Consider the following 25,802-nt stretch of genomic DNA (forward strand, 5'->3'; position numbering starts at 1 on the left):
GATTCATAACGAATGAAATAAAAAGCTGCTCCGATAGACGGTTAAGCCATCTCCGAGCAGCTCCATGAAATCCATAATGAAAAAGAGACTAGAACCAACTGTCCTCTCCCGCAGCTTGCACAGCGGTTTGATGATGAGGGGAGAGCAGGAGCTGCTCCGTGCCTTCGACTGCATCCAAGAGAAGCTGCTTGTAATTGGGAATGAGAGACTCAATCTTCTCTACAATCCTCAGATTCGGATTTGTGCTGGGCGACTTGGGCAAAAACAGCGTACAGCAATCCTCATAAGGAAGGATCGAGGTCTCAAAGGTTCCGATACGCTCTGCTAATCGAATGATTTCGTGCTTGTCCATCATAATCAATGGCTTCAGCAGCGGCAAATCCGCCGCGCGGCCTATGACGTTCATGCTTGGCAGCGTCTGGCTGGCAACCTGCCCGAGGCTCTCGCCCGTCACGATGCCGTTTGCTTTGTTGCGCTCCGCAAGCTGTTCTGTGATACGCAGCATGGCCCTGCGCATCAACGTAATGATCAGATTATCGCTCTTCGCCTGAACAAGCGTCGTTTGTATTTCCGTGAATGGAACCAAATGCAGCTTAATCGGCTCGCCGCTAAAGTACGATAATCTTTTCGCAAGCTCAATCACTTTATCCTTTGCCTGCTCGCTCGTGAACGGATAGCTGTGGAAATGTACGGCTTCCACTTCTAGCCCTTTGCGAAGCGCAAGCCAGCCCGCTACGGGACTGTCGATTCCCCCAGAGAGCAAGAGCATCGCTTTGCCATTGGACGAGAAGGGAAAGCCTCCAGCGCCAGCTATTACATCATAGAACACGTAGGTCGCTTCCTCTTGAATATCGACACGGAGTTCAACATCCGGCTTGTTTACATTTACTTTCAGATCAGGCATCGCGCGCAGTACATGACTGCCGACCAAATGATTCATTTCCTGCGAATTATGCGGAAACTTCTTCCATGCGCGCTTGGCGCTGACCTTGAATGTGCTGGGCTTCTCAGGCAAGGACTGCATCAATGTCAATGCTGCCAGTCTGATTTTCTCCAAATCCAATTCCGTGCTTATAACTGGACTTAACGACACAATGCCGAATAAATCCTTTAACCGGTCAGCAATAGGCTCGTAAGGATGCCCATTCAGCTTCACGAACAAGCGCCCGAATGATTTGAAATACGTAATATCCTCATAAGAAATTAACGCCTGCTTTACCTGCTCCAGCATCTTCTTCTCGAATCTATTGCGGTTTCTTCCTTTTACCATTAAATCTCCGTAGCGGAGTACGATTTGATCATAAAGCAAAATTAGGTCAATCTCCTCTCAAGCGGCTTCAGCTGTCTCACGATATCCGCAAGCGCTGCCGCCAACGCATTAATATCCTGCACCGTGTGCTCTTCGCCCAGGCTGATTCGTATGCCGCCGGCTGCATGCTCGCGACTTGCACCTAACGCAAGCAGCACGCGGCTTGGCTTATCATCCTTGGATGAACACGCGGATTTTGTCGATGCCATTATACCATGCTGCTCCAGCATATGAATAACCACCTCCGGCTTCATTCCTGGGTAAGAGAAATGGATGATATGCGAGGCGGATGGCTCAGCGCCATTAAGCTTAAGCTCCGGCATGCCATTTATATGTTGAATCAACTGCCGCTTCAGCTCTGAAATACGCCTCTCACGCTGCTCCATTCTCTCCATCGACATGCGCAGCGCCTTCGCGGATGCTACGATGGCAGGTACGTTCTGGGTGCCCGCGCGATATCCATTCTCCTGGGTGCCTCCATTCAGCAGCGGATAAAGAGTCACGCCTTCACGAATATATAAGAAACCTACGCCTCTTGGCCCACCAAGCTTATGGGCAGAGCCTGTCAGCAAATCAATGCCCGATTCCAACAGCTTGATCGGCTGCTTGCCCATGCTTTGAACCGCATCTACATGAAACATGATTGTGGGAAACCGTTTCAGCAGCCGGCCAATTCGTTCAATAGGCTGTATCGTTCCGATCTCATTATTAACATGCATAACGCTTACTAATATCGTCTCAGCGGTTAGCGCTGCTTCCAGCTGTTCCACGTTCACGTGACCCGTTTCGCCAACGGGCAAATAAGTGACGCGGTATCCCTCGTCTTCCAGCTGTTTGAATGCTTCATAGACCGATGCATGCTCGATTTGAGTGGTGATCAGATGCTTGCCCCTGCCGGCGTATTGCCGGGCAATGCCTTTGATGGCCATGTTGTTGGATTCCGTGCCGCCCGACGTAAATATCCAATTGCCGCTGCCCGTCTGCAGCCGCTCTGCCAGCACCGAACGCGAGCGTTCAATTAATTGGTCTGCCTGAATGCCAGCCCGGTGCAGGGAGGAAGGATTCGCATAAACGGATTTCATTACCTCTATCATCGTCTGGACGACCTCCTCATACGGAGGGGTCGAGGCGCAATGGTCGAAATATAACATACTTGTATAAACTCCTCTCCAAAAAGAAAAAGACCAGCGATTGCTCCAGCCATTGAGGCCGTAAGCGTAATCGTGATCTTATAGCTTCCGTTTTACTTCGCTTGCAGCACCTTTGCAACATAGCGCTGCGTTTCTTCGGGAAGCGCCTCAAGATTCTCGATTAATTGCTCGTTCGTCCTGATCCCCGTACGGTCAACCCTGCCTGGACCTGCATTGTATGCAGCCAGCGCTACCTGCTCATTCCCGTTGTACTTTTTAAGCAGCATGGCTAGGTACTTGGTTCCGCCATTAATATTCTGCGCAGGATCGAATGAATCCGTTACGCCGAGACCTCTAGCCGTGCCATCCATAAGCTGCATGAGGCCCTTGGCGCCTGAGCCCGATTGCGCATCTGAACGGAATCCGGATTCCGTCTTGATTACCGCTTGAATCAATGCCGGATCAATGCCATATCTCGCAGAAGCTTGCTGGATAAGCTCGTCGTATGCCGAAGGTTCGGCTTTGGATTCGCTTCCTTCAAGAAAAGAAATATTCGGCAAGCCGTTCAACGCGTCCAGCTGTGCTAGCGCGTCCGCCGGAAGCACGGGGACCGAAGATCCGTCCTCGGAAGCTGTGTCTGACATATATTGTGAGAGCAGCGTATCGAACAAGGAAGCTGAGCCATCGCCTGTCGTCGCCTGCAGCGGGTTCGATGCTGCCTTTAGATCCAAGCTTGGAGCCAGCTGGAGCTGCAATAATGTTTTGATAATGCGAGGGTCAATGCTCATGATATCCTCCTGGCTGTTTGTAATAGGCATAATAATGTCTGTTAAAACGTATATCGGTTTTTATTGTACATGTTTTTAGAGCAAACAGCCAATATCCATCAATTACTTGGATTGGATGAGAGAAAAAACTTCACTCATGTCCCCGCATTCCCAATATGCAAACTCAGATTCGCCATCATCCGGCTGCCGCCTTCTGCCGTTAAACCAGATAGGCCTCCAACCGGCAAGATATGATGGAACTACATCGTTATGCCAAGCATCACCGACATACGCGAGCTGAGCAGGCAGGAACGCCGTCTGCGCATGTACATGCCGGAAAACCTCCGGGTCAGGCTTGGCAAGTCCGATTCCATCCGATATGTATATATCATGCGGGTCAATCCAGCTGCGTAAACCAAGCGTTTCTATTTTTCCCCATTGATGCTCGACTGGGCCATTCGTAATCAAGCCAAACGGGATATTTTTTTCATGAAGCTGTTCAAATAGCCGTACCACGCCTTGGCGAAGAGAGATTGCTGTCTGTTCATGTTCGTAACTCTCTTGCAGATGCTGTGCCCATTTAGGGGATACATGCAGGCCCATATCCGCAAATGACGCTGTCGTACGCTCGATCCGAAGCTCCGTTAGAGAAAGTTGACCGTGTGCATGGTTGACCCATAACCGGTCGCTATGCCTTCTCATTTGCTTGAACAACTGCTCAAGCCGCGCTGCGTCCCCTGCAACCTCTCCGAAGCCGGCTGCCTGTAACGCCGAGCGTAAAGGAGCCAACTGGTCGTACAGCGTATCGTCCAAATCGAAGTAAACCGCTTTGATCACTTAAGCTCTAACACCTCTTTCCTCGTATTCCTCCAATCATACATAAACAAAACCGGCATGCGCAGCTGTTTCCAGTCCGCATGCCGGTTTTTCTAAGCAGTTCGCATAACCCATCAGTGGGCATTCAATCTGCTGCTTATTTGAATACTTTTACGCGCTCTTCGATCGGCTGGAACGTTTTCTCGCCTGGCTCTGCCGTCGGCTTGCCGAAAGGCATTTGAGCAACTAGCTGCCAAGAATCAGGCAGTGACCATGTTTTCTTAACCTCTTCATCAATAAGCGGGTTGTAATGCTGCAGCGAAGCACCGAAGCCTTCTTTTTCAAGCGCTGTCCATACGACCAATTGATGCATGCCTGACGCGTGTCCGGACCAGATCGGGAAGTTATGGGCATACGCAGGGAAGCTGGCCATCAAGCCGTCAACCACCGTTTTATCCTCAAAGAACAAGACCGTACCGTAGCCGCTTTTGAAAGAGCCCATTTTTTGCTCAGTCGCTTCGAATTGGTCTGCCGCTACGATAGCGCGAAGCGTGTTCGTCGTCAGATCCCAGAGCTTGTCATGATTGTCGCCTAGCAGTACGACTACCCGCGCGCTTTGTGAATTGAAGGATGAAGGTGTATGCAAAACCGCATGCTCCACGATTTCTACAATTTTCTCGTCAGAGATAACGGACTCCTTGCTAATTCCATAATAAGAGCGTCTTGCTTTTACTGCTTCCAAAAATGCTTGTGATGACATTGTTTCTCCTGCCTCTCAATTGTGTAATCAAAAATGCTCGTGCAAACCAGTCAATAACTTTACGTAAGTTACTATAAAATATATTCATCTTTTTGTCAAGGTGAACACAATCATTATTCCCGCCCGGTTTATTATTATGAATCGCTCGTTGCTTGTTTATCTTCGCTCGGCTTTTCGTCTGACTGAACCCGCCATTTCCCGTTAATCCACGTAATAACGAACGATATGGCGCCTAAGGTCAACAGCACGCCAACCTTATACAGCGCTTCTTGTCCGCTCAAATCCATAAAAATAGCTTTTATCGCTACGAGCACCAGAATGAACGAACCAAACCATTTGAACAGCACTTCTCTGTAATAGGCTCCCCATAATATGAGCAGCAGCGAATAGCAGCCCCAAGATACGGATAACGCTAAGGCCAAATAGACAGCATGCGACCCCGGCATATATTCTGTGAAAATATTTTCGATCTGCCTCGTCAGCAATCCGCCTACGATTAAGTGTGCCAGAAGCGCATACACATGTCCTAAAATGCGGTTTGCCTTCTCCGGTAAATGTGGAATAACAAGTGTTCTGGAGAAGTAGAATCCGAGCGCAGCAAGCAGTATCCATGCGATAGCTCCCCAGTTTAAAAAAGGCACATACATGCCGAACCACTCGCCGCGCGGCGTGTCCCAAGTGACGATATACCAATAGCAGCCAACGATAAACCATGCCATAATCGAAGCTAGGCTAAGCATCAGCCAGCCTTTGATTCGGCCGATCACCGCCGCCGCTGCGGCGATAAACCCCCAAAGCAATACGGTGACCAAAGGCTTTGAATCATATCCGCCTCCTATACTGCTCACTGAGATAAGGACCAACAACAAACCGACCAGAAAGAAGCTGGCTGCAGCAGGCGTTATCTTTTCCGTGGCGATATAAATGACGTAACTTCCGAGAAGGTATACGATCCCGATAAACGTTAGGATATATCCGTACGACACCTCGTGATTCAGAATAAGCAGCGCCCAGAAGGTAAACAGAATGCCGTTTGCAGCGTTGAGATAGAGATCGATGCCGTCGAAGCTTAGCTTGTTCAACCAGGATGACATCATCAAGCCAACTGTATAAAAGAGAAAGGCTGCCAGCGCATAACGTATCGGCATGCTCCATAGTCCTTCTGTTGAAGGCGTATAATGGATAAAATATACGATATACATCAGCCATGTGCCTATGAAGCTGACAACGCGAAGCTCATGCCACCCTCGCACGATGCTGAGGAAAAAGAAAGCCACATTAATCACCAGCATATACAAAAACAATGCAAACACCTGATCCGTCTCCGGCCGCATCAGGAGCGGTGAAAGCAATGCCCCTGCCATCGCAATATTGATGAGCAATCTCGAACTGTACTTATACGCATAGGCGGATATGAGTGCCGTCACGGCACTCATGCCCAGCATCACCGTCATAGGCTCCCAGAGCCGATAAAAGATGCCTGCAAAAGCGAAGGTCGCATATAGGATGCAGGCACTAAGGCCAATCATGATTTCACCTATCAAGCTGCTAGGCCTGCGCACCGCCAGTTTCAAACCGATGACACCGATGCCTGCTCCGCTCAACAAGCCGAATCCGATCTTCATCGCTTCTGTGATCCAACCTTGATCGAGTGAATATTTGAACAAGGTAATAAATGCGGTCATGACGAACAAGGCACCCAGCAGAGATGTCCAGTGTTTACTCATCGTCTCTTTCATGTCTTAGCTCTCCATTCATCCTTTTCTTTGTTCCTGATCTGCTTTTTTCCGCCCAAAGATCCACTCCCTTAACCAAGCCATATAAGCTAGTAAATAAGCAAAACGCGATTAACTCGAGCTGCAGCAAATACCATGGCCATGGAGCAAGCCAATCGAGTATGGACGCCGTTACTGGTTTGCGGGCGAGAAACATGAAATTCGTCGTGCCCGTCCATTCATTCGTAACAGCTGCTGGAATAGCCATTACATGCAGCCATAGCATCGCACGGAGCACGGAACGAAAAGTCGGACGGTACCGTTCAACGGCCACAATGAACAAAGCTGCACCCATGATGCTGATATGCGCGATAAAAAACTGGAAATAGCGGAAATGCGGGAAGGTCTCATCCAAATTAGGCGTTAACAGCGCTTGCAGGGCGCCCATGCTTCCAAGAAAAAAAAGCGCATCATACAGTCCCTTGCGTTTCGTTAACAGTACGACAGTGCCCACGAACAGCATGAGGCTGCACAATTGGAATGGAAGCGAGTGAATTGCCCAGCGATTATCGAGGATGTACGACAGCTGCAGCGAAATCTCACTGCAAAGAAGCAGAGCAGCAAGCGTCCACCTTGTCGCTTGATTCCGCCTTGGCTCACGCAGTTCGTTCCGAAAAATAACAACCAATAACGTTATGACGCCAAACAATACGAGCCCTGCTGCATGCGCAGCTGAGAACATCTCAAATCGCATTCACAATCCCCCTTACTTTTGCGAAAGATATGTTTATATTTCCATTTTGTAGAAAAAGGCATAAAAAAAATAGTACCATCTTTATCTGGTACTATCCTTGTCATTCTTCTTATGGAATAAGCCCATCTCTTTGGCTTTATTCGCTGCTTCGCGGGAGCCGCTCAGATTCAGCTTTTTCAAAATATGATTCACGTGATTTTTGACCGTTCGTATCGATACAACAAGCTTGTCGGCAATCTGCGGCTGTGTATACCCCTGATCGATGAGATCAAGCAGTTGCAGCTCGGAAGGCGTGATCAGATCCCCAAGCTTCTTCACCTCGAACTCTCGCTCCAACTGCTTCAGACGCCGGAATTCCTCCCGCATGTTCTCTGCTACTGCCGCATTGATTGGCGACTGGCTTCGATAAGCGGACCGTATCGCTTCAGGCAGCTTCTCGAAATCCGATTTGATTTGGTAATCGATGGCTCCCGCTTGGAAAGATCGGAAGATCAGCTCTTTCTCCTCCATCGAGGTGAGCATGATAACCTTTGCTCCCGTGGCAAGCGCGGCCTCTTCGGCAAGGAGCACACCTTCGGGGCGGCCTTCCAGCATGATGTCCATCAGCACCACATCCGCTGGCGTAGATTGCTGCAAGCCGTTCTGCAGTGCAAGCCTGACGTCTTCCGGCTTGCTGGACGTCCAGACGACCTCCAGATCAAGCTCTTTATTAATGTAAGCGACTAACCCCCGAAGCCAGTCAAGGTCATCCTCAACAATCCATACCTGGATTTTATTCATTTGTATTACTCCTTTCCGCATAGGCGGCAGAACGTTCAGCTTGAATCGCTCGTTTAACGAATATGAGAAAGACGGACGTTCCAACCCCCGGCTTGCTTCTTAGGTTTAACATTCCTTTGTGCTTGCGCATGACATGGTAAGCGTAAGGCAAGCCTAATCCAAAATTGATGTCGCTTCCGCTTTTTGTCGTATAAAAGGGTTCCAACACTTTCGCTGCTTCACTTTTGCTAAGGCCCGGCCCCGTATCTTTAATCTCGACTATAAGCTCGCGCTTCGTCTCGCTTAATTGGACAAGCAGCTCTCCTTCGCCCTTCATCGCTTCCAAGGCATTCGCTGTAATATTGCCAAGCGCCTCGCTAAACTGGGCAGGATCGATCCGGCATACCCATCCTTTAATCAACGATGTCTGCAGCGTAACAGACCCAAGTACGGGTCCATAACTCTTCATGGTCTGTTCAATAATCTCTGCCAAGTCCACAGCCTCCACGCGGAGCATCAGATCCTCCGTGCGCCGATGAACGCGCTGCAGCATCTCCTGCATATGGCGCGATGCGCCAAGCACCGTCTCGATGTCAGCCAGCAGTTCCTTCTGATCCGTAGCAATCGCATATGCCTTCATCTTCTCGGAGAACAGCCTCATTTTGCCTGCATCGTTTTTGATGGCATGATTTAGTATGGCAGTACCCGAGGTAACCGCTCTCAGCGTAGAGTCATATCGCCTGCGATCGATGTTGACGCGAACGCCCATGAATCCGTATGTAAATAATGCAATGACAAAAACAGTCACGCCTAATCCGACGATCCACGTGTTATATACCCACATTCTCAGCATACCAAAGCTTGGAAACACATAATTCATGACCATGCTGAACATGACTGGAGGCAGCACAACGGAACAAATGATCCAGTGCGTTCGTGAAAAGGAGGCTTGAAGCTGACGCTTCAGCAGCACTTGAACCGCCCCATACACAATATATGGCACCGCCCACCACACCACGATCTGAAAGGAAATAGGATACATTCTCGTATAAAACGGCGTAAAAACAACACATAACACAATCGGTATAAGCAGCAGAAAAGGCATTAACGCCTGTATGCGTTTGGTCATGCGAACCGGGCGATACGCGTTGGCAAACAAAACGAAAGAATAGGGAAGCCCATAGTAGGATACTAGAGAGGAGACTGCTTGCAGACGGTAAAGGAGCTGCTGCGCAACCTCATTCATTCCGGCTTCTGCTGCAGCAGGCAGCCATTGCAAATCCAAAACGGCAGCAAGGGCGCCTGCGCCTCCCGTAAACGCGACAGCGCCCAACCAACGATTAACGGCCGATCGCCGATCAGAGAGCCATATGATGGCTGCTATTGCCCACAGTGCGATGAGAACGAATAACATAAAGCAGCTCCTCCACTATCCTTGCTCAGTTATTTCAATGGTGATCGGAGACCATTCCCCAATAACTGTCTGTCCATGCACAGAAACGCTTCCTTCAGGCGTCAAATCCTTCTCCGTCATGATGCCGAGAGCCACGGTGAATTGATTGAACTTAACCGGAACGTTCCTCTCTCTTCTGACTTCGTTTCCGTTAACGAGAAAGACCACTTCATCCTTTGCGCGATTGTAAGTGATTTTGTACACATTGAATGCTTGCGCCTCAAAGTCTGTGTCTTCCTTGAACACGCAGAAATACCTAGTTTTATCGGATTCAGGCACCTTGACGCCTGGAAAAGGAAGAACCGCGTACACGCTTGCGTACTTATCGTTCCCGGCAAAAAAGTCGAGTGCCCCGCCTGTTGTGAAGTCGAGCAAATTCAATGAGACAAACCCGTCATATAAATCATTTGGCGCCGTGTGCTGCGAACGTGCGCGAATTTGAAGCTCGAAGCTGATGACACCTGATTCGGGAACGAGCACGGGTTCTGCGGAATAATACATATGCTTCGCATTGTCCAGAATTTGAATTTGATCATTCGAGCGGCTAAGCGGCGCGCGTACGTAAAGCATGCCATTTCGTACGATAACGACCGCATTCGGCTCGCGGTATTGCCAGAAGCTTCCATCCTGAAGCGGGAAGCCGCCGATTTTCCAAACCTCTCCTTCATTTAATATCGTATGAAAATCACCTAACGTCCATTGTTTATCCATCTTATTACCCACCTTCTCAGTTGATTGCCTACACAAGTCCTTGAATCCATAAAGCAGCTATCAGTACCGTTCCGCAGCGAAACGTCGCTTTCACAGAGGCGCCCATTAATGGAACGTACGCTGCCGAATCATTGCGCGTCGATAACCGGCCGTATACGCGGTAAAGCGGGACAGCTGTCGGCAAAGCGAGCAAAGCATATACTGGGAGCGAGTCCAATGCCACGCAAACAACGAGAGTAAAATAAGCGAGCGCCAGCAAAACACGCGAGAATAGCAAAGCCCTGCGTTCCCCCCACACAACGACTAACGTCCGTTTACCTGCTTGCTTGTCCGCTTGCCAATGCAAAAAATGATGGTTGAACAAAATGAGAGTCGTCAACAGACCAATCGGCAATGAAAGCAGTAATGCGCGGTAATCGAGCTGCGAGGTTTGTACGAAGTAAGCGCCGACGACAGGCAGTACCCCGAATGAGATCAGAATCGCAAGCTCGCTGTAGCCTTTGCCGCGGTAACCGAACTGGATAGGCGGCGCCACATAGAAATAAGCGATTAACGCCCCAAGAATGCCGAACACTAGCGCAAGCCAGCCGCTTAACACGCTTAGGATAACGCCGCATATCGCTGCAATGCCGAACAAGCCCCACGTAACTGCTGCAAAAGCGCGAATGCTCCAGGTGCCTTTCGTCAAATACCCCGAATTTGTCGGAATGACGCCATCCGTTGTTTGAGCAGCCGTATCCGTGCCGTTATAATAATCCCATAAATCATTGATCATATTAGAGAACAAATGCGCCGCTCCTGCGCCAATAATCGTAATCACGAACAAAAATGGATGGAAAACGCCGTTCCAAACATATGCGCCGAGTGCGCCTAGCGCTACTGGAATAAGCATCACGGGCAACACGCTGACCCTGGATGCCTTTAGAAATTGTTTAAACATGGATGTAGTCACTGCTCCCTTTGATGTCGATGGTTCAATTGAACCACTTCTATTTGCTGTAAGTCAACAATTGGATTAGGATCGGCTCCGCTTTGGCTTGCTTATGCATGTCGCTGTATGCATTCAGCTTCCGGCTCTGTATTTGCCCGCTGCCACTCCTTCATTTCGGCGAATGGCATGCGTATCCTACTTTTCCAGCACAAAGAAGCAGGCAGAATCCCCTTCTCGGGCTCTGCCTGCTTGATACGGCCTGACGATTAAATCTCTAATTGGTTGGCAGCCACGAGCTGGCTATACCAATGATAGCTTGCCTTTGGCGTTCTCTCCAGCGTATTGAAGTTGACATGAACAAGTCCGAACGGCTTCGAATAACCAAAGGCCCATTCGAAGTTATCCATCAATGACCACACCATGTAGCCTTTGACGGGAACGCCAGACGCAATTGCGCGGTGCAGAGCCATTATGTGATCGCGAAGGAAGCTAATTCTCGCTTCGTCATTGATTTTCCCATCTTGCAGCTCTGCCTCATAACAAGCGCCATTCTCGGTAATGTAGATTGGAATTTGACCATAGGTTTCAGTGATCCAAGTCAGCACATGGTAGAACCCGTCAGCATATATGTTCCAATCAAAATCCGTTTTGGCAAAGCTTGAGCTGATTTCTTCGCTGTCATACATATCATTGCCTGCCGCATGACGAATCAAGCTGCCTGTATAATAATTGATGCCTAAGAAATCAATTGGCTGCGAAATAATAGCCATATCCCCAGGTTCAACCTTCACCTTGAAGCCCTTGCTCTCATACCAATCCGTCAAGAGCCTCGGGTACTCCCCCTTCAATACAGGCGAGAGAAACCATTCGTTAAAAGAACCGTTGCGTAGCTGAGCAGCCTTCACATCCTCTGGGGAAGAACTGTAGGCCGTTCTCCATTCCGTATTCGGCGCATAACCAATCTCGCCTTCGATGCCAAGCTCACGGAATCGTTTAACCGTTAAGCCGTGTGCGACTAGAATATGGTGAGCGACATCAAGAGCAGCCTGCATATCCTGCTTGCCTGGCGCATGTGCGCCTAGGTAGTTGGATAGTATGGAAATGCACCAAGGCTCGTTAAGCGTAATCCATCTTTTCACCTTGCCGTTGAATTTACGGAATACCGTTTCTGCATATTGGACAAAAGCATCCATTGTCGCACGGTTTTCCCATCCGCCCTCATCCTGAAGCGTCTGAGGCAAATCCCAGTGATATAGCGTTACAAATGGTTCAATGCCATTCGCAATAAGCTTGTCGATCAGCTCCTCATAGTAATCAAGGCCAGTCGGATTAACATCTCCTCTACCTTGAGGAATAACGCGCGGCCAAGCTATCGAGAACCGATAGACGGAAACGCCAAGCTCCTTCAGCAGTCGAATGTCATCATCTACGCGGTGATAACTGTCGCATGCCACATCACCGTTGTCTCCATTAAGCACCTTGCCCGGTGTTTTCGCGAACGTGTCCCATATGCTGGCACTCCGTCCTTCCTCATCAAACGCGCCTTCGATTTGGTACGCAGCAGTCGCCGTTCCCCATTTAAAATCTTTTGGAAATTGTACAGTCGTCATTCTCCACTACCTCCAGCTGTTTTCTATCTATCTTATCGGTACAACGGTTTATTATACTGCTCGTACAATGACTAACCTAACGCCCTTGTGACTTTTTTATGACAAACCAATAGGCCCTCTATCGACAAGCTTGCAAAAAAAGAACGCTTCAGCATGTCGCTGAAGCGCCTGTTGTTTATGTGTCTTCCTTTTAAAGCTTGAATACAGATGCCTTTTCTTTCAGCTCATGCGATGAGCCGGTCAGCTTCTCTGCAAGACTGCGAAGCTCATCAGAAATATCGTTTTGCTTCACAGACAGCTCACTCATATGCTCCATTTTCCCATTAACGTCCGTGGATGTGTTCAGCAGTTTGTCAACAGCGGAAACGATATGCGTCATTCCTGCTGTTATCTCGCTTATTGCCGTTGAAATCTCGCTCATCTGGTCAGACAATACGCTGCTTTGAGATTCCAAAGCTTGGAACGTGCCGCTTGCCGTCTCCGATGCTTGTCTTGTCGATTGAATCACATTGGCAAAGCTTCCGATCGTTCTGCTGCTAGAGGCAACATCGCTTTGGATAAGCGTCAATTCCTTTGTAATTTGCTTGGATATGGTATCCGTCTGGCTTGACAGCTTCCTAATTTCCTCCGCCACAACTGCAAAGCCCCGACCGTGCTCCCCTGCCCTTGCGGATTCTATGGATGCGTTAAGCGACAACAGATTCGTCTGCGTATTCAAATCCTGAATGCCGTTCAAAAACTTGGAAACATTGTTGTATCGGCCATTCATCGCTTCAAAAGCTTCCGTCAGCTTTGCGAATTGCTCAACGGTTTCGTTAACCATGACGACAACGCCTGCCATTTGCTGGGAGCCGCTCTGGGACGACTGCTTCATTTGACGCATGTCATTGTTTATGTATTCGCTTGAAGCAGCAATCTGCTCGGAGCTTGCGGATATTTGCTCCGTTACCGCCGAAATCGATGAAGCATCATCATATTGCGATAGCAGTGCTTCACGGCCCAGGTCAACCTGACCCTTCACATCCTCTGAAGCTTGGCGGTTGCTTCCAATCATCGTATCCATGTTGCGCGATACGTGAAGGACAGATTCGCTGACATTAAGCGTGGCCTTTATCGTGTCTCTTAAATTGTCTCCCATTGCGGCTAACGCTTGATCAATTTCTCCGAATTCATCGGAGCGGGCCAGCTTCTCCTGACTTGTGAAATCATTGCTGCCATATGCGCGTATGCGTCTTGTAATGCCGGTAAGCCCCGTTTTAATCGATTGGGTGACGCCATAAATCATAATTGCAGGCAATATGGCAAGCAGAATGACGTTTATAAGCACGATGATATTGGCGCTCGAAACATCGCGGTTCAGATCGTTTTGGGTAGCTTCTGCGTCATGCGTGAGCTTCTCATGCATGGTGTCGTTCGAATAGCTGAGAATAACTGTATATACGCTGATTAGATTGCTGATACGCAAGGACTTCTCTTCAGCTGTTAAACCTGATACATCGGTATTGGTTTGATTGAGATTATCGAGTGCAAGGCGAAGAACGCCTATTTGATTGGCATAAAGCTGGTCGCCTTCTTTGGCTGGAGGATATTTCTTGTCCATTTCGATCAGCTGCTTTTCAAGCTCATCGATATTGGCAGGGAGGGTTTCCAAGTCTTTCATAATAGATGAAGCATCGCTATTCCCGTTCTCGATTGCATCCACCATTAGAAGCATGGCTTTCAGCAGTTTATTAGATATTCCTTGATAATTCCTCTCGGCACGCGACAAGTGATCCGAATCCTCGACAGAGCCTGCAACCGATACGTTCTGAACATAAATAAATGCGCCTGCTCCTAGATTAAAGAGGGTGATGATTGCCGTAATTAGAAATAACCTGGTCGTAATTTTCCTCATGTTCATTTTCTTCGACAGCATGCTCGTTTTCCTCAACCAGTCTTTCAACACCATTCCACTTTCTCTCCTCTGTCCTTCTGAAAAAGCAAAAAAGCTATCCAGCCACAGGAGGCGGACAGCTTCTTAGCTCTATATCCTTCCGGCGGTCTGGCGACCTTAGCATAAATGCTTTAGGCCCATAACTTTGCGTCCTAGCCTTTCGGCAAGTTTGCCATTTTCAGATTGTCTATGTTTGTATTTACAACATAATCCAGTATAGGACAATAAAGAGTTTCTGTATATCCCTATAGAACTATTTTATTCGGGACTTAGAAACAAAGTCGCATTGCAATAACGCCTGGAGAGAGAATGAAAATAGGACGTTTGTATGGAAATGACAGCAATCAGCAAAATATTGCGCACGGCTTCCCATTGATTGTCCGTTAAATTAGGCAATTGGTTCGCGAACTGATTGGCTGACGAGCGAATAGCTTCCTCAGTCAAAATATCTTGATGCGGATTTTCCTTCAAATGTCCGGAAATATCGAGCAGCTGATCATTGTTTGCATCCAGTTCTTCAAACATACTCGTGTACGATGCATATAATTGAATAGGACCGACCAAATCGGCCTTTTCATCCTCAGGTTTTTTAAAAACAATCTCAAATAGCTTGCGAATGGATTCAAAATCAAGATTTGACTTTAAATCATCAATAATGAACAATAACGCAGCCTGATTGAGCGAATATTTTTTACCCGCCTTCGGGCAATCGAAATAAGGCTTAAAATCGCGCTTTACCCAATTTTGCATGGACGTTATCGACAGATTCGAATATTCGATCAGCTGGCCGAGCGCAGCAATTTCATGAAGCGAGAAACCTTTGAGCTCATTGCCTTTAATAAGCTTCTCAATGATCGGAGGCAGCAGCGTAGACAGAAATGCCGGCAATCCTGCACCCTTCTCCAAATCGTATTGATGCGTCTTGGTCCATGCGGCTTGCAATACCTGCAGCGGCTTCTGGTTATGCTTCCCGTCCAGCGCAAGCAGCAAGCAAGCCATCTCTTTTCGAGTAAGCGTAAAGGACTCCATTTCCCTTCCTCCTCGCGCTTTCGTCATATGTACCTTTTGTTACAAGTTCATATGAACTCATCATATGCCGGAGAATGACAGTTGTAAAGGCTCGAAAATCAATGAGAATGCGCTTTTCCATCTCGTAAAATCGCTCTAATAGCGCATAAAAGGCTGTTACCGTTTGAAATGGCGTTTGTCATTTGCTGTAATCATTCGTTATAGTAGATCATAAGAATACAAAAAATATAAATATAAAAGGGTAGTGAGAAACGAAAATGGGTATAGGATTCAATTTATTCATGATTGCTCTTCTTATTTTATTAACTGCTTTTTTCGTCGCAACGGAGTTTGCCATCATTAGACTTCGCTCCAGTCGGATCGATCAGTTAGTGCTTGAGGGCCGGAAGAACGCGCTTGCCGTTCAACGGGTTACGAGTAATCTGGATGCCTACTTGTCAGCCTGCCAATTAGGTATTACCATCACAGCACTCGGGCTGGGCTGGCTGGGAGAACCAACAGTTGAAAAAATGCTTTTACCCTTGTTTGAGCGTCTGTCCATAAATGATGACATCAGTCATATTCTATCCTTTTTCATTGCATTTATTTCGGTCACATTCCTGCATGTTGTAGTCGGAGAGCTCGCTCCAAAAACGTGGGCGATTCAAAAAGCCGAATTTATCAGCTTCCTTACCGCAAAACCGATTATCTTGTTCCACAAAATTTTATATCCTTTCATTTGGTTGCTTAATGGCTCGGCCAACACGCTAGTCCGCCTATTCGGACTCAAGCCCGCCACTGAGCATGAAGAAGCGCATTCAGAGGAAGAAATTCAAATTATTCTAAATGAGAGCTACCAAAGCGGAAAGATTAATAATACAGAATACGGTTATGTGAGCCGCATCTTCGCATTCGATGAGCTGCTCGCCAAGGAAATTATGGTACCCCGCACCGATATGATTTGTTTATACACGAATAAATCGCTTGCCGAGAATATGCAAATTATTCGCAAGGAGCAATATACGCGTTTCCCTGTTGCGCTTGAGAGCAAGGACAATATCGTCGGAATGATCAACACGAAGCAGCTATTCTTGGAGTACGAAACGGATCGCGACCTTGATTTCAAAAAGCTGGTTCATCCTGTGTTAAGCGTATCAGAGGTAACACCTGTCAAAATGCTTCTGAAACGAATGCAGCTTGAACGCGTTCATATTGCCATCCTAGTCGATGAATACGGCGGTACTTCCGGCCTAATTACCATTGAAGATATTTTAGAAGAAATCGTCGGTGAAATCCGTGACGAATTCGATGCAGACGAGCGCAAGGAAATCGAGCAGCTTGCAGATAACTGCTACTTGCTTGATGGCAAGGTATCACTCAGCGAGCTGAGCGACCTTACAGGAATGAACTTTGAGGAAGAAGACGTAGACACGGTTGGCGGCTGGCTGTACAGTCAAGTTGCGGACCCTAAACCTGGCAAAGAGCACTTCTATGAAAATTATAAATTTATTATTCGTGAAACAAGCAAAAACCGGATTCGCAAGGTTGAAATGCTAATTGAGCAGCAAGAACAAAGCATTGAAGGCGAAACGGCATAAGCGAGCTTGCATTCTCAAATGCCGATTTTGAATCATTCGATTTCCGCTTGTTCTATAATATTGCGTAAATAAGACCCTTCAGCTCCGCTTTTATAGTGGCGTTGAAGGGTCTTTTGCCCATTTTATACCATTGGCTGTTACTGGTTTACCCTATCTGTCAGCCTTTTCAACGCGGCGGATGAATAAGATGAATGATCTGTGCCATTCGTTCCTGCATCCATTGCTCTGATTGCGACATCGCTTCCCCTAGTGTACAGGGGCCCGGCACGATCGAGAAGCATGCTCGCAAGCCAAGCTTTGTGGTCGAATCCTGATCAACTGCAACCGAGCCGCAGACGGCAATAACCGGGATGCCTTGTTTTGATGCCGAGTCGCACACCGTTTCGATCACTTTACCAGACCCGGTTTGACCATCTAACCTTCCTTCACCAGTTACGATCCAGTCCGCACCGCGAATTTGCTCATCGAAGTTAATCCTTGCCATGACCAACCGTGCTCCAGGCTCCATAACAGCATCCAGAAAGGCAAATAACGCAGCAGCAGTTCCTCCAGCAGCACCGCTGCCGGGCATATTCGCCACATCCAGCCCTGTATGGGATTCGATCACTGCCGCGTAATGCAGCAGTGCGAGGTCAAGCTGCTCTACTTGATTCTCGCTCGCTCCCTTTTGCGGTCCATAAATACGGGATGCGCCATGCTGCCCGCATAACAGATTGCGCACATCGCAAGCGATGGCAAATTGACTTTCACGTGCACGTGCATCAAATGCCGATTCGTCTATAGTTTGAAGCTGTGACAAATACATACCGCCTCTTGGAAGCTCTGCTCCCTCCCCGTCAAGCAGCTTCATACCCAGTGCCTGCAGCAGCCCCGCTCCGCCATCGTTAGTCGCACTGCCTCCCAAGCAAATAATAAACTGACGGAAGCCCTTATCCAAGGCGTGAAGAATCAACTCACCGGTTCCATAAGTCGAAGCAAGCGCTGGATTCCGCTCATCGTCATGCAGCCGGGTGAGCCCCGATGCTTCCGCCAGCTCAATGACTGCCGTCATGCCATCCCCCAGTATCCCATATTGGGCTTCTACACGCCGATGGAGAGGATCACGTACTTCCGTTTCCAAGAAAAGCCCTCCCGTTGCGCCTACCAAAATCTCCATAGTCCCCTCTCCGCCATCTGCCATCGGCATAGCAACCAGCTCGGCGCTGGGCATGACCGAGCGTATGCCTGCTGACATCGCTTGAACCATCTGAAAAGCATTTGCCGAGCCTTTAAAAGAATCCGGTGCCAGTACGATTTTCATTTATTTCATCCTTCGCATCTTTTTTTCAAAAAAAGACTTGCAATTATATTGGTATATATGTAATAATACATCTTGTGTTTAACGAATCACACATGCCGTTGTAGCTCAACTGGTAGAGCAACTGACTTGTAATCAGTAGGTTGGGGGTTCAAGTCCTCTCGACGGCACCATCTTTTCTCGGGACGTAGCTCAGCTTGGTAGAGCACCTGGTTTGGGACCAGGGGGTCGCATGTTCAAATCGTGTCGTCCCGACCATCCCTTACGAAATACATAACTGACATACATAGAAGGAAGAAGCTTGATTGCTCAAGCTTCTTTTTTTATACCCGCTTGCCGGTTTCCTGCAGCAGCCGCGCAATTTCCTCAAACCCGCTATCCATCGCATAATCCGCAGCTGTATACCCCGTCTCGTCCACTATAAGTGGATCAGCGCCTGCTTGCAGCAGAAGCTTCGTCGATTCCATATCGCCTTCTGTCGCGGCTGTCATCAAAGGTGTCCAGCCCGTACTGTCCTGCAGATCAGGATTCGCGTTTCCCTCCAGCAGCAGCTCGACCACATCCACGCTGCCATTATAAATCGCAATCGTCAATGCCGTCTCTTCATAGGTATGCTCGAATAGATTTAGATCCGCACCCGCATCGATAATTGCAGAACCGCTAGCCGTATCATTTAACTGTGCCGCCCACATAAGCGCTGTCCAGCCCTCAGCATCCGCTGCATCCGGATTGACACCGGAAGACAATAATTGCCGGACAAGGTCGGCATCCCCTTCCAATGCTGCGCCAAGCAGCTCTTCTTCTGCATTAGCACCATCTTCAAACTGGCTCATAAAGGTAGCGATTGATTTTGAGAAAATGATGCCAGTCGAAACAGAGCCCAGCAATACGAAAACAGCGGCTACTGCAATGACAATTCCAATGCGTGAAGTATGGAACACGATACTCGATGAGTAGCCAGCGAATTGCTGAAGTGCATGAATTCGTTTCGGCAGCGGCGGATGAGTGGAGAGCCTTTCGGCAAGCCATACGAAAAAACCATTTTCATAGCTGCTTTGCAGCAAATACTCCTCCCGGTCGACACGTCGATATAGCGTTTTGCCAATCGCTAATATCGTCAACCCATTCATTGCTGCCTCAGCATCGTCAATGTAATAAGCTGCCATGCGATCACAAGTATATTCACATGCCCTTGAATAAGCCTCTCCAAGAAAAGGGAGCCACATAGCCGGAATAATGAATAGTTGCTTCATGATATGATTGCGCTTGATATGGGCAAGCTCATGGGTCAGTACAAAAGCAAGCTCCCGCTCACCGCCGGATTGAATCAGTTCGAACAAATCAGCGTAAAGAACTACCATGTTTCGTCCAAAAAAACGGGAAGCGAACGCGTTTAATATGCCGCTCGACTCCATAACGTATAAATCCGGAACAACCGTAAACCCCATTTTGGCGCATTGCTCCTCGGCAACCGCGAACACTTCAGGAAATTGCCTAGGTGTGATGCGTACGCCGTTCATTCGTATATTCGCCATCATAATCGCTTGGGCTATCAAAGGTATGACAACAAGAATAGGAATTAATAACATAAAAATAATAGAAAAAAATAAGGCTAAATAAACAATAATACTGAAAATAAGCGCAAGAACATAATAACGCTCCTCTTTCTGGTAAATCAATATCGGTTCGTTAGCATTTGCATTCAACAATAGGCAGCTCCTTCAAAAATAGTATCCACATTATACACGATTTCCCATTGTTATTATATAAGAAAAGGAGCCAGCGCTGCTGCGCGCTGGCTCCAAATGCTTAAAACATCTATTGATCCGATTCATCCCATTTTTTGGAATAGGCCTTTTTAGTAATCCACAAAGTCAACCAAGTAAGCAACACTACAATTATAGCCGCAAATATCCATACGCCAGCAGGAACGTCCATCCGTATGTACCCCCTTTTATCATATGAATCTATTTTACATGATAAAAGGTTGGCATGACTGCTATAATCGTTAACAATTTCGCAATTATTCTTTTATGCTGAAGCATTCATTCATCAAAACGAGCCTTTGCTTTGCACGAGAATATCGATTGGGTATCGCCCGGCATTTCGTCCATATAATGCAAGCCCGCCTTCATCTGCTGCGAGCACCAGCTTAAAGCTTCTTGAGGCATTCAGCTTCGCGGTAACCGTGCTCGGGAGAGTGACCTTGCATAAGTAACCGTATGAGCCTGCCTCCTCCAGCTTATTGTTAACGGCCTGATAGTGCCATGACAACGCGCCTCGGCTATCTGCTGGATTGTCGCGAAGGATGAAGGTCTCAACCAGCTCATCATCGATTAGAATGCTCAGCTTCGCCTCGTGGCGTTCAGAATCCGTCATATAATAAGTATTCGGATTGAATTCCGGCTCGTCAAGCGCGCCATGCATATAAGAAATATCATGCTGCTTCTCGATGCTTCCTTCCACATTGCGCTTCAGCAGCCGCTTGGAGCTTGCTTCAAAGGCGAGCTCGATATCATAGATGGCCGATTGCTCGGACACGGATGGCAGCTCCACCTGATAAGTAAAGCGGCCAGCTCCACCGCCATTTGCCTTATTGTCTTGAAGTGCATTCCAGCTAATAGGAAACGTACTCTCTGCGTAGCCTGCAGCCGGAATGCTGATTATGCGGCCTTCTGCTGTATATTTGCCATTAGCTGCTTGGCTGCGTACATCAAAGGTCACAAAATTGCGTGTAATAATGATGCCGTTAGCAGTCATTAGGCGAACCGCAAGCACGGATACGGCATCCTGATCTGGCATGATCAAGGAAAGAGCCGTTAAACGTTCCACGCCGTACCCCTTCCAATTAACGGTTTCATTGCCGGATGCGTGAACAATCCGCGTTCCAAGGTTGTCATGCCATAGCTCCCATGACAGCTGAAGCTCCTGACCGTGATATCGTTCCGCGAAGCTTGAGCCAAGCAGTTCAATAGCGAGATGGGCACCTGCTTGCAGCGTCTGGCATGGAGGTGCGTCAATGACGACAAAATCAGGGGTGTGAAGATCCGCAACCGTCATCCCTGGCACGTACCATTCATAGCCAAACAATTTATCTGACCCATCTAGACGATAATACCCGTTATATTCATTGACGACGTCACGGAATTCGGTAAATACGAAGCCGCACATTTTGTCATGGCGACGGAATTCATTCATCATGTAGCGATAATGCCAAGCAAGATCGCTCTCCCCCGCGCCGCCATCGATCCCCCACACATTCCCGCATTCGCTGTTCATAAGCGGTGCATCGGATTGCGTGTTGCCTCCAATATAATTGAAGGTAGAGCCACGGTATGTTTTTTCTACCACTTCAGTAACATGTGCTCGAAGCTCATTGTAGCCATTAATGTAGAAATGCCAGGTATTGATATCCGATTCCACATGATCGTAATTGCATGGCGAATTGTCTTCGATAATCCGCGTTGGGTCAACCTGCTTTGCAAACCGGTACATGGAGCGAACCCACTCCTGCGTCTGCGGCAAGAAGTTATTCGGATGCGTGGCGTCTGTCGTAAGCGATGTCGATTCGCTGTTCGTCTTTAAGCCCCAGGTTTCATTGAACATGACCCATGAAAAAATAGATGGGTGATTGTAGTCTCGATCAATAATCTCGCGCGCTTCGTTTTCATACGATCGCTTAGCCTGATCATCCGGGTCTCCCCAGAAACAAGGCATATCCTCCATTACAAGAATGCCGAGCTTATCGGCCCAATAGAGCTTGCGTGGCTCTTCCGGCTTGATATGAATGCGCACGAAGTTTAAACCAAGCCGCTTCATTAAGTGGATTTCATTTTTCATTTCTTCATCGGACGGGTAGGTGAAGAAGCCGGTTGGATGGAAAGATTGATCCAGCGTTCCATTCAAATACACTGGTTTTCCGTTTAACGTAATCCAGCGATAGCTACGATCACCTACAAGCGCGGTGGAGATTTCGCGAATCCCAAAGTAAGTGCTGACGGTATCGGTCTGCCCGTTGCTGCTTAGAACAACCTGCCCTTCATACAAATATGGAGATTCCGGACTCCATAGCTTCGGTGCTTCAACCTTAATCACAGCCTTGATGACATTCGTGCCTTCAGCAAGCTCAGCCTCAACTAGGTGGGTTACGGACCCTTCAGCGAATGTGAAAGCAAGTTCCGCTGAGCCACTCTTATTAGCGATAACGGTTGTAACGATTTCAACCTTGCCGTCTATACTTGTATTAAATTTTGAATCTCGAACATAGTTTTGTGGACGAGCCTCCAGCCATACAGGCTGCCAAATGCCGCGGATTTCCCCATAGCCTTGCTTGCCCCGAGCTTGGTAATCATGATCGTAATCCTCAGCACGCACGATAATCTGATTGCTTCCTTCCAAGGACCAAGCATCCGTTACATCAAATTCAAACGTACCATATCCGCCTGAATGGGAACCCACTGCTATCCCGTTTACCCACACATCCGATTTGTAATCAACCGCGCCGAAGCGCAGAAACAGCCTTGACTCGCTTGCTGCTGGAGCCCATTGTACTTCTTTGCTATACCAAGCGATGCCCTTCTCATTGCTTCCTATGCCCGAAAGCGGGCTTGCCCATGAGAAAGGAACGATAATTTCTGAAGCGAATGACTTTCCTTTGGCTTGATGCCAACCTTCCGCCTTGCCTTGATTGCCATGATCAAACGAAAATGACCAGGTACCGTTCAGATTCATCCAATCCGCACGCTGCCAATCTGGGCGCGGATACTCTGCTCTCGGTATGCTTACTTGCGATGTTTGAACCATATTCGTAACCATTAACATCACACAACCTTTCCAATTTGAGTACAGGATCAATATCCATCAAATGTAGTTTTAAGTTAATCATAAATGCAAAAATAAACTATTTCGTAACAAGAATACGTCTTCATTTGCATATTTGTCAACTTAATGTTTACCTTCATGCCTATAGTCAACTAGTTATTAATATTTAAGTTAACTTAAAGCACAACTGACCTTATGCAACAATAAAAAAAGAGCTGTAATCAAACAACCCTCTCGTAAAATGCTATAGTTTTCTCATCTGGCTCGTTAACACTTCTGAAGTCAGCCAGCGTCGAAATAGGAAAAACAAAAGAATCGAAGGTAAACTTAACCATGCGCCTAGCTGCATGACCTGCATCGCCGACACCTCTCCTCCTGAAAAAGTCAGCTGTTGAAATTGTGCGATTGGCGATTGCTTCTCAGGCTCTGTGATATAAAGATAGGATGGATAATAGCCATTCCATAGCGCGACAAATTGCAGTACACCTAGCGCCAGAAGCGGCTTCCATACCTTCGGGATAAAGAGCGTGAAAAACGCATGCAGCTCTCCTTTTCCGTTTGACTCGGCCAAATCTTTCAATTCGCTATGCCGTGCATTAAACATACTTTTGAGCACAAATACTGCAGCAAGGTTAAAAAAACCTAAAAATAGCTGCGGGAATATCGTACCTAGCATTCCCAGATTTCGTATGTATAACAATTCGTTAACCATTCCGCTAGCCATCACCATCACGATTAACAAAAACAGCTTATATACGCTTCGGCCAGGCAGCCGTTTCACCGTGAGCGGAAAGGCGAGCGTTACCGTCATCAATAAAAAGACAATAACGGCTGCTATATCCACAGCGAGATAGACAATAACATTCCAAAGAGTGACAATCCCCTTCAAGGACTGATCGGGATTTCCAGAGCCTGTAAACGGATAAATAACAAGCATATAGAGCACAAGAACAACAAGAACGCTATAGAAACCCGCTAATACGATGCCCACTACGTTTCTTTGCGAAGAATTTGCCGCTATTTCGGTTCTATTCATTGTCGTTTGAAACAGCTCATTCAGAAAACGTCCTTTTACCACACGATACGCGGCAAGCGTGAAAACCAGCTGGATAATGAACTGGATGAACCATGCCGCCGTCGTGTGACTTGCTTCCATCGACATGATCCCCATTTGTTGATTATAAATATCCAACGTTGCCCCGGTCGATCTCGTCAACGGACTAACGATATTGGTAATAAACTCATGATCTAACGTGAAAATAGTGGAAAGCTGCAGCAGCATAAACGCAGATACAGCTCGAAGGGCCGGAAGTACGTTCAATTGTACATAGCTGTTTGAATGGACTTTAGGCAAATGGCTTGAGCTGGCATGCTTGGATGCAATCGCTGCGAGTGCAATAACGATCGGGATTCCGCATGTTTTGACGCTCTCAGCCACTATGATGATCACCCTAATCCATTCAGTGTCAGCAGCCACAAAAGCTTCCAGCGTGAAAAACGGCGAGCTAGTCGGCGAAAGCATGTAGATAACGATATAGGCAAACACTACGGATGGAATGAAATACGGGATGAGAAACATCGTTGCGAATATTCCTCTCAGCTGCTTGGATTTCAAACTGCTCAATGCCAGTGCAAGTATGAACGAAGCAGCACCACTGAGCCATATATAGCTGGTTTTGATTACGATTGTATTCAAAACGACACTGCGGAAATCCGGATTTCCGAATAAATCAAAGTAATGGTTTAATCCCACCCAATCACTTTCAAACAAGCCTTGAAATACTTTGTAATCGACCATGGAAAGGATGACCCCATAAACAAAGGGAATAATCTTGAATATTGCAATTAACAGCATCGCAGGCAATACGATTACATAATGCAGCTTGTATTTCCATATCAGCTGCGGAATGCTTGCTTTGTTGCTTTGCGGCTTCGTTTCATTTTTCTGAATATTTGTTGATGCCTGTTCCATGCTGGACCCCTCATTCATTTCCTAATTTTTTACTAAATTATAAGGTTTATCCGCTAAATTGTATAGATATCTATTGATCTCGCTGCTTCAGAACCTATTTGTAGTGTGCAAGCTCTGCGCTGTATAATAGGAGAATCAACTTATATGATCGTTAGGAGAAACGCGAATGGACTTCCGATTGGATCTCATTGAAAACAAGGTTGAATTTTTCGAGGCGTATGATTTAAAAACATTGGAGCAAAAGATTGATCAGCAAATCGAAAATAATAAAGGCTTGCTGCTAGAAATCCACCATATTAGCCATCATGCCGTATTTCATCCTAAAGCCGAAAAAATGCTCTACAGCGCCGTCGTTCATTTTAAAGCCAAAAAATAATGCCTATTTCATCAAAACGCTCCCGGCACTAAGCTGCCGGGAGCGTTTTTGTGTTGTTTTTCGTTAAGGAATCTATCCTGCT

20 protein-coding genes, 2 tRNA genes and 1 riboswitch are annotated in these 25,802 nt (G+C 47.4%); of the genes, 4 read left to right on the forward strand and 18 right to left on the reverse strand.

The window, feature by feature from the left end:
- Positions 1-88: 88 nt before the first annotated feature.
- The 14 genes from thiI to FHS16_RS15025 form a co-directional block, all read right to left on the reverse strand.
- Positions 89-1,309, reverse strand: a complete 1,221-nt coding sequence (gene thiI, locus FHS16_RS14960; protein ID WP_183563738.1) for a tRNA uracil 4-sulfurtransferase ThiI — start codon at positions 1,307-1,309, stop codon at positions 89-91.
- A gap of 2 nt (positions 1,310-1,311) precedes the next feature.
- Positions 1,312-2,460 (reverse strand): cysteine desulfurase family protein, encoded by a 1,149-nt coding sequence (locus tag FHS16_RS14965; protein ID WP_183563741.1) that lies wholly within the window; start codon positions 2,458-2,460, stop codon positions 1,312-1,314.
- A 92-nt stretch (positions 2,461-2,552) separates the two neighbouring features.
- A complete protein-coding gene (locus tag FHS16_RS14970) occupies positions 2,553-3,227 on the reverse strand; it encodes a lytic transglycosylase domain-containing protein (RefSeq protein ID WP_183563744.1) in 675 nt (224 codons plus the stop codon).
- Positions 3,228-3,329: 102 nt separating this feature from the next.
- Positions 3,330-4,043, reverse strand: a complete 714-nt coding sequence (locus FHS16_RS14975) for an HAD family hydrolase (protein ID WP_183563746.1) — start codon at positions 4,041-4,043, stop codon at positions 3,330-3,332.
- 136 nt (positions 4,044-4,179) lie between these two features.
- Positions 4,180-4,782: a nitroreductase family protein gene (locus FHS16_RS14980; protein WP_183563749.1), complete on the reverse strand. Its 603-nt coding sequence runs from the start codon at positions 4,780-4,782 to the stop codon at positions 4,180-4,182.
- 134 nt (positions 4,783-4,916) lie between these two features.
- On the reverse strand, positions 4,917-6,521 hold the full coding sequence (locus FHS16_RS14985) for a DUF2339 domain-containing protein (RefSeq protein ID WP_183563752.1): 1,605 nt from the start codon (positions 6,519-6,521) through the stop codon (positions 4,917-4,919).
- Complete coding sequence (locus tag FHS16_RS14990) at positions 6,502-7,251, reverse strand: YwaF family protein (RefSeq protein WP_183563754.1); 750 nt, start codon at positions 7,249-7,251, stop codon at positions 6,502-6,504. The genes FHS16_RS14985 and FHS16_RS14990 overlap by 20 nt, the downstream gene beginning before the upstream one ends.
- Positions 7,252-7,332: 81 nt before the next feature.
- Positions 7,333-8,031 carry a LuxR C-terminal-related transcriptional regulator gene (locus FHS16_RS14995; protein WP_183563756.1) on the reverse strand — a complete coding sequence of 233 codons (699 nt, stop codon included), beginning with the start codon at positions 8,029-8,031 and terminating at the stop codon, positions 7,333-7,335.
- Complete coding sequence (locus tag FHS16_RS15000) at positions 8,024-9,424, reverse strand: sensor histidine kinase (protein WP_183563759.1); 1,401 nt, start codon at positions 9,422-9,424, stop codon at positions 8,024-8,026. Before FHS16_RS15000 ends, FHS16_RS14995 begins: the two co-directional genes overlap by 8 nt.
- 15 nt (positions 9,425-9,439) lie before the next feature.
- On the reverse strand, positions 9,440-10,174 hold the full coding sequence (locus tag FHS16_RS15005) for a DUF6081 family protein (RefSeq protein WP_183563762.1): 735 nt from the start codon (positions 10,172-10,174) through the stop codon (positions 9,440-9,442).
- A 28-nt stretch (positions 10,175-10,202) separates the two neighbouring features.
- Positions 10,203-11,114: a prenyltransferase gene (locus tag FHS16_RS15010; RefSeq protein ID WP_183563765.1), complete on the reverse strand. Its 912-nt coding sequence runs from the start codon at positions 11,112-11,114 to the stop codon at positions 10,203-10,205.
- Between the two features lie 257 nt (positions 11,115-11,371).
- On the reverse strand, positions 11,372-12,715 hold the full coding sequence (locus tag FHS16_RS15015; protein ID WP_183563768.1) for a GH1 family beta-glucosidase: 1,344 nt from the start codon (positions 12,713-12,715) through the stop codon (positions 11,372-11,374).
- Positions 12,716-12,905: 190 nt separating this feature from the next.
- Positions 12,906-14,663 carry a methyl-accepting chemotaxis protein gene (locus tag FHS16_RS15020; protein ID WP_183563771.1) on the reverse strand — a complete coding sequence of 586 codons (1,758 nt, stop codon included), beginning with the start codon at positions 14,661-14,663 and terminating at the stop codon, positions 12,906-12,908.
- Between the two features lie 84 nt (positions 14,664-14,747).
- Positions 14,748-14,832, reverse strand: a riboswitch (cyclic di-GMP riboswitch).
- A 74-nt stretch (positions 14,833-14,906) separates the two neighbouring features.
- Positions 14,907-15,677 carry a DUF1836 domain-containing protein gene (locus FHS16_RS15025; RefSeq protein WP_183563774.1) on the reverse strand — a complete coding sequence of 257 codons (771 nt, stop codon included), beginning with the start codon at positions 15,675-15,677 and terminating at the stop codon, positions 14,907-14,909.
- A 257-nt stretch (positions 15,678-15,934) separates the two neighbouring features.
- On the opposite strand from FHS16_RS15025, the gene FHS16_RS15030 reads away from it, so the two are divergent.
- Positions 15,935-17,254, forward strand: coding sequence for a hemolysin family protein (locus FHS16_RS15030; protein ID WP_183563777.1), 1,320 nt, complete (start codon positions 15,935-15,937; stop codon positions 17,252-17,254).
- 166 nt (positions 17,255-17,420) lie between these two features.
- Here FHS16_RS15030 and FHS16_RS15035 read toward each other — a convergent pair whose 3' ends face one another.
- Positions 17,421-18,554, reverse strand: coding sequence for a glycerate kinase (locus FHS16_RS15035; RefSeq protein WP_183563780.1), 1,134 nt, complete (start codon positions 18,552-18,554; stop codon positions 17,421-17,423).
- Between the two features lie 94 nt (positions 18,555-18,648).
- Here FHS16_RS15035 and FHS16_RS15040 point away from each other — a divergent pair.
- A tRNA-Thr gene (locus FHS16_RS15040) sits at positions 18,649-18,724 on the forward strand.
- An 8-nt stretch (positions 18,725-18,732) separates the two neighbouring features.
- A tRNA-Pro gene (locus FHS16_RS15045) sits at positions 18,733-18,809 on the forward strand.
- A gap of 65 nt (positions 18,810-18,874) precedes the next feature.
- On the opposite strand, the gene FHS16_RS15050 is transcribed toward FHS16_RS15045, so the two are convergent.
- The 3 genes from FHS16_RS15050 to FHS16_RS15060 form a co-directional block, all read right to left on the reverse strand.
- A complete protein-coding gene (locus FHS16_RS15050) occupies positions 18,875-20,257 on the reverse strand; it encodes a M48 family metallopeptidase (protein ID WP_183563783.1) in 1,383 nt (460 codons plus the stop codon).
- Between the two features lie 346 nt (positions 20,258-20,603).
- The gene (locus tag FHS16_RS15055; RefSeq protein WP_183563786.1) at positions 20,604-23,366 is read right to left on the reverse strand and encodes a glycoside hydrolase family 2 protein; all 2,763 of its coding nucleotides are present in this window, start codon (positions 23,364-23,366) and stop codon (positions 20,604-20,606) included.
- A 250-nt stretch (positions 23,367-23,616) separates the two neighbouring features.
- Entirely contained in the window at positions 23,617-25,344 is a 1,728-nt protein-coding gene (locus tag FHS16_RS15060) for a hypothetical protein (RefSeq protein WP_183563790.1), read from the reverse strand.
- Positions 25,345-25,510: 166 nt separating this feature from the next.
- On the opposite strand from FHS16_RS15060, the gene FHS16_RS15065 reads away from it, so the two are divergent.
- Positions 25,511-25,720, forward strand: coding sequence for a YrzA family protein (locus tag FHS16_RS15065; RefSeq protein ID WP_183563793.1), 210 nt, complete (start codon positions 25,511-25,513; stop codon positions 25,718-25,720).
- The last annotated feature ends 82 nt before the right edge of the window (positions 25,721-25,802 follow it).

The organism is Paenibacillus endophyticus (assembly GCF_014192395.1).
GTDB classification, from domain to species: domain Bacteria; phylum Bacillota; class Bacilli; order Paenibacillales; family Paenibacillaceae; genus Pristimantibacillus; species Pristimantibacillus endophyticus.

Excerpts from the sequence above, each read along its gene's own strand:
- FHS16_RS15060 (WP_183563790.1), bottom strand. The coding sequence starts at position 25,344 with ATGGAACAGGCATCAACAAATATTCAGAAAAATGAAACGAAGCCGCAA.
- FHS16_RS14965 (WP_183563741.1), bottom strand. The coding sequence starts at position 2,460 with ATGTTATATTTCGACCATTGCGCCTCGACCCCTCCGTATGAGGAGGTC.
- FHS16_RS15005 (WP_183563762.1), bottom strand. The coding sequence starts at position 10,174 with ATGGATAAACAATGGACGTTAGGTGATTTTCATACGATATTAAATGAA.
- FHS16_RS14990 (WP_183563754.1), bottom strand. The coding sequence starts at position 7,251 with ATGCGATTTGAGATGTTCTCAGCTGCGCATGCAGCAGGGCTCGTATTG.
- FHS16_RS14970 (WP_183563744.1), bottom strand. The coding sequence starts at position 3,227 with ATGAGCATTGACCCTCGCATTATCAAAACATTATTGCAGCTCCAGCTG.
- FHS16_RS15020 (WP_183563771.1), bottom strand. The coding sequence starts at position 14,663 with ATGGTGTTGAAAGACTGGTTGAGGAAAACGAGCATGCTGTCGAAGAAA.
- FHS16_RS14985 (WP_183563752.1), bottom strand. The coding sequence starts at position 6,521 with ATGAAAGAGACGATGAGTAAACACTGGACATCTCTGCTGGGTGCCTTG.
- FHS16_RS15025 (WP_183563774.1), bottom strand. The coding sequence starts at position 15,677 with ATGGAGTCCTTTACGCTTACTCGAAAAGAGATGGCTTGCTTGCTGCTT.
- FHS16_RS15010 (WP_183563765.1), bottom strand. The coding sequence starts at position 11,114 with ATGTTTAAACAATTTCTAAAGGCATCCAGGGTCAGCGTGTTGCCCGTG.
- FHS16_RS15065 (WP_183563793.1), top strand. The coding sequence starts at position 25,511 with ATGGACTTCCGATTGGATCTCATTGAAAACAAGGTTGAATTTTTCGAG.
- FHS16_RS15030 (WP_183563777.1), top strand. The coding sequence starts at position 15,935 with ATGGGTATAGGATTCAATTTATTCATGATTGCTCTTCTTATTTTATTA.
- FHS16_RS15035 (WP_183563780.1), bottom strand. The coding sequence starts at position 18,554 with ATGAAAATCGTACTGGCACCGGATTCTTTTAAAGGCTCGGCAAATGCT.
- FHS16_RS14995 (WP_183563756.1), bottom strand. The coding sequence starts at position 8,031 with ATGAATAAAATCCAGGTATGGATTGTTGAGGATGACCTTGACTGGCTT.
- FHS16_RS14980 (WP_183563749.1), bottom strand. The coding sequence starts at position 4,782 with ATGTCATCACAAGCATTTTTGGAAGCAGTAAAAGCAAGACGCTCTTAT.
- FHS16_RS15015 (WP_183563768.1), bottom strand. The coding sequence starts at position 12,715 with ATGACGACTGTACAATTTCCAAAAGATTTTAAATGGGGAACGGCGACT.
- FHS16_RS15000 (WP_183563759.1), bottom strand. The coding sequence starts at position 9,424 with ATGTTATTCGTTCTCATCGCACTGTGGGCAATAGCAGCCATCATATGG.
- FHS16_RS15055 (WP_183563786.1), bottom strand. The coding sequence starts at position 23,366 with ATGGTTACGAATATGGTTCAAACATCGCAAGTAAGCATACCGAGAGCA.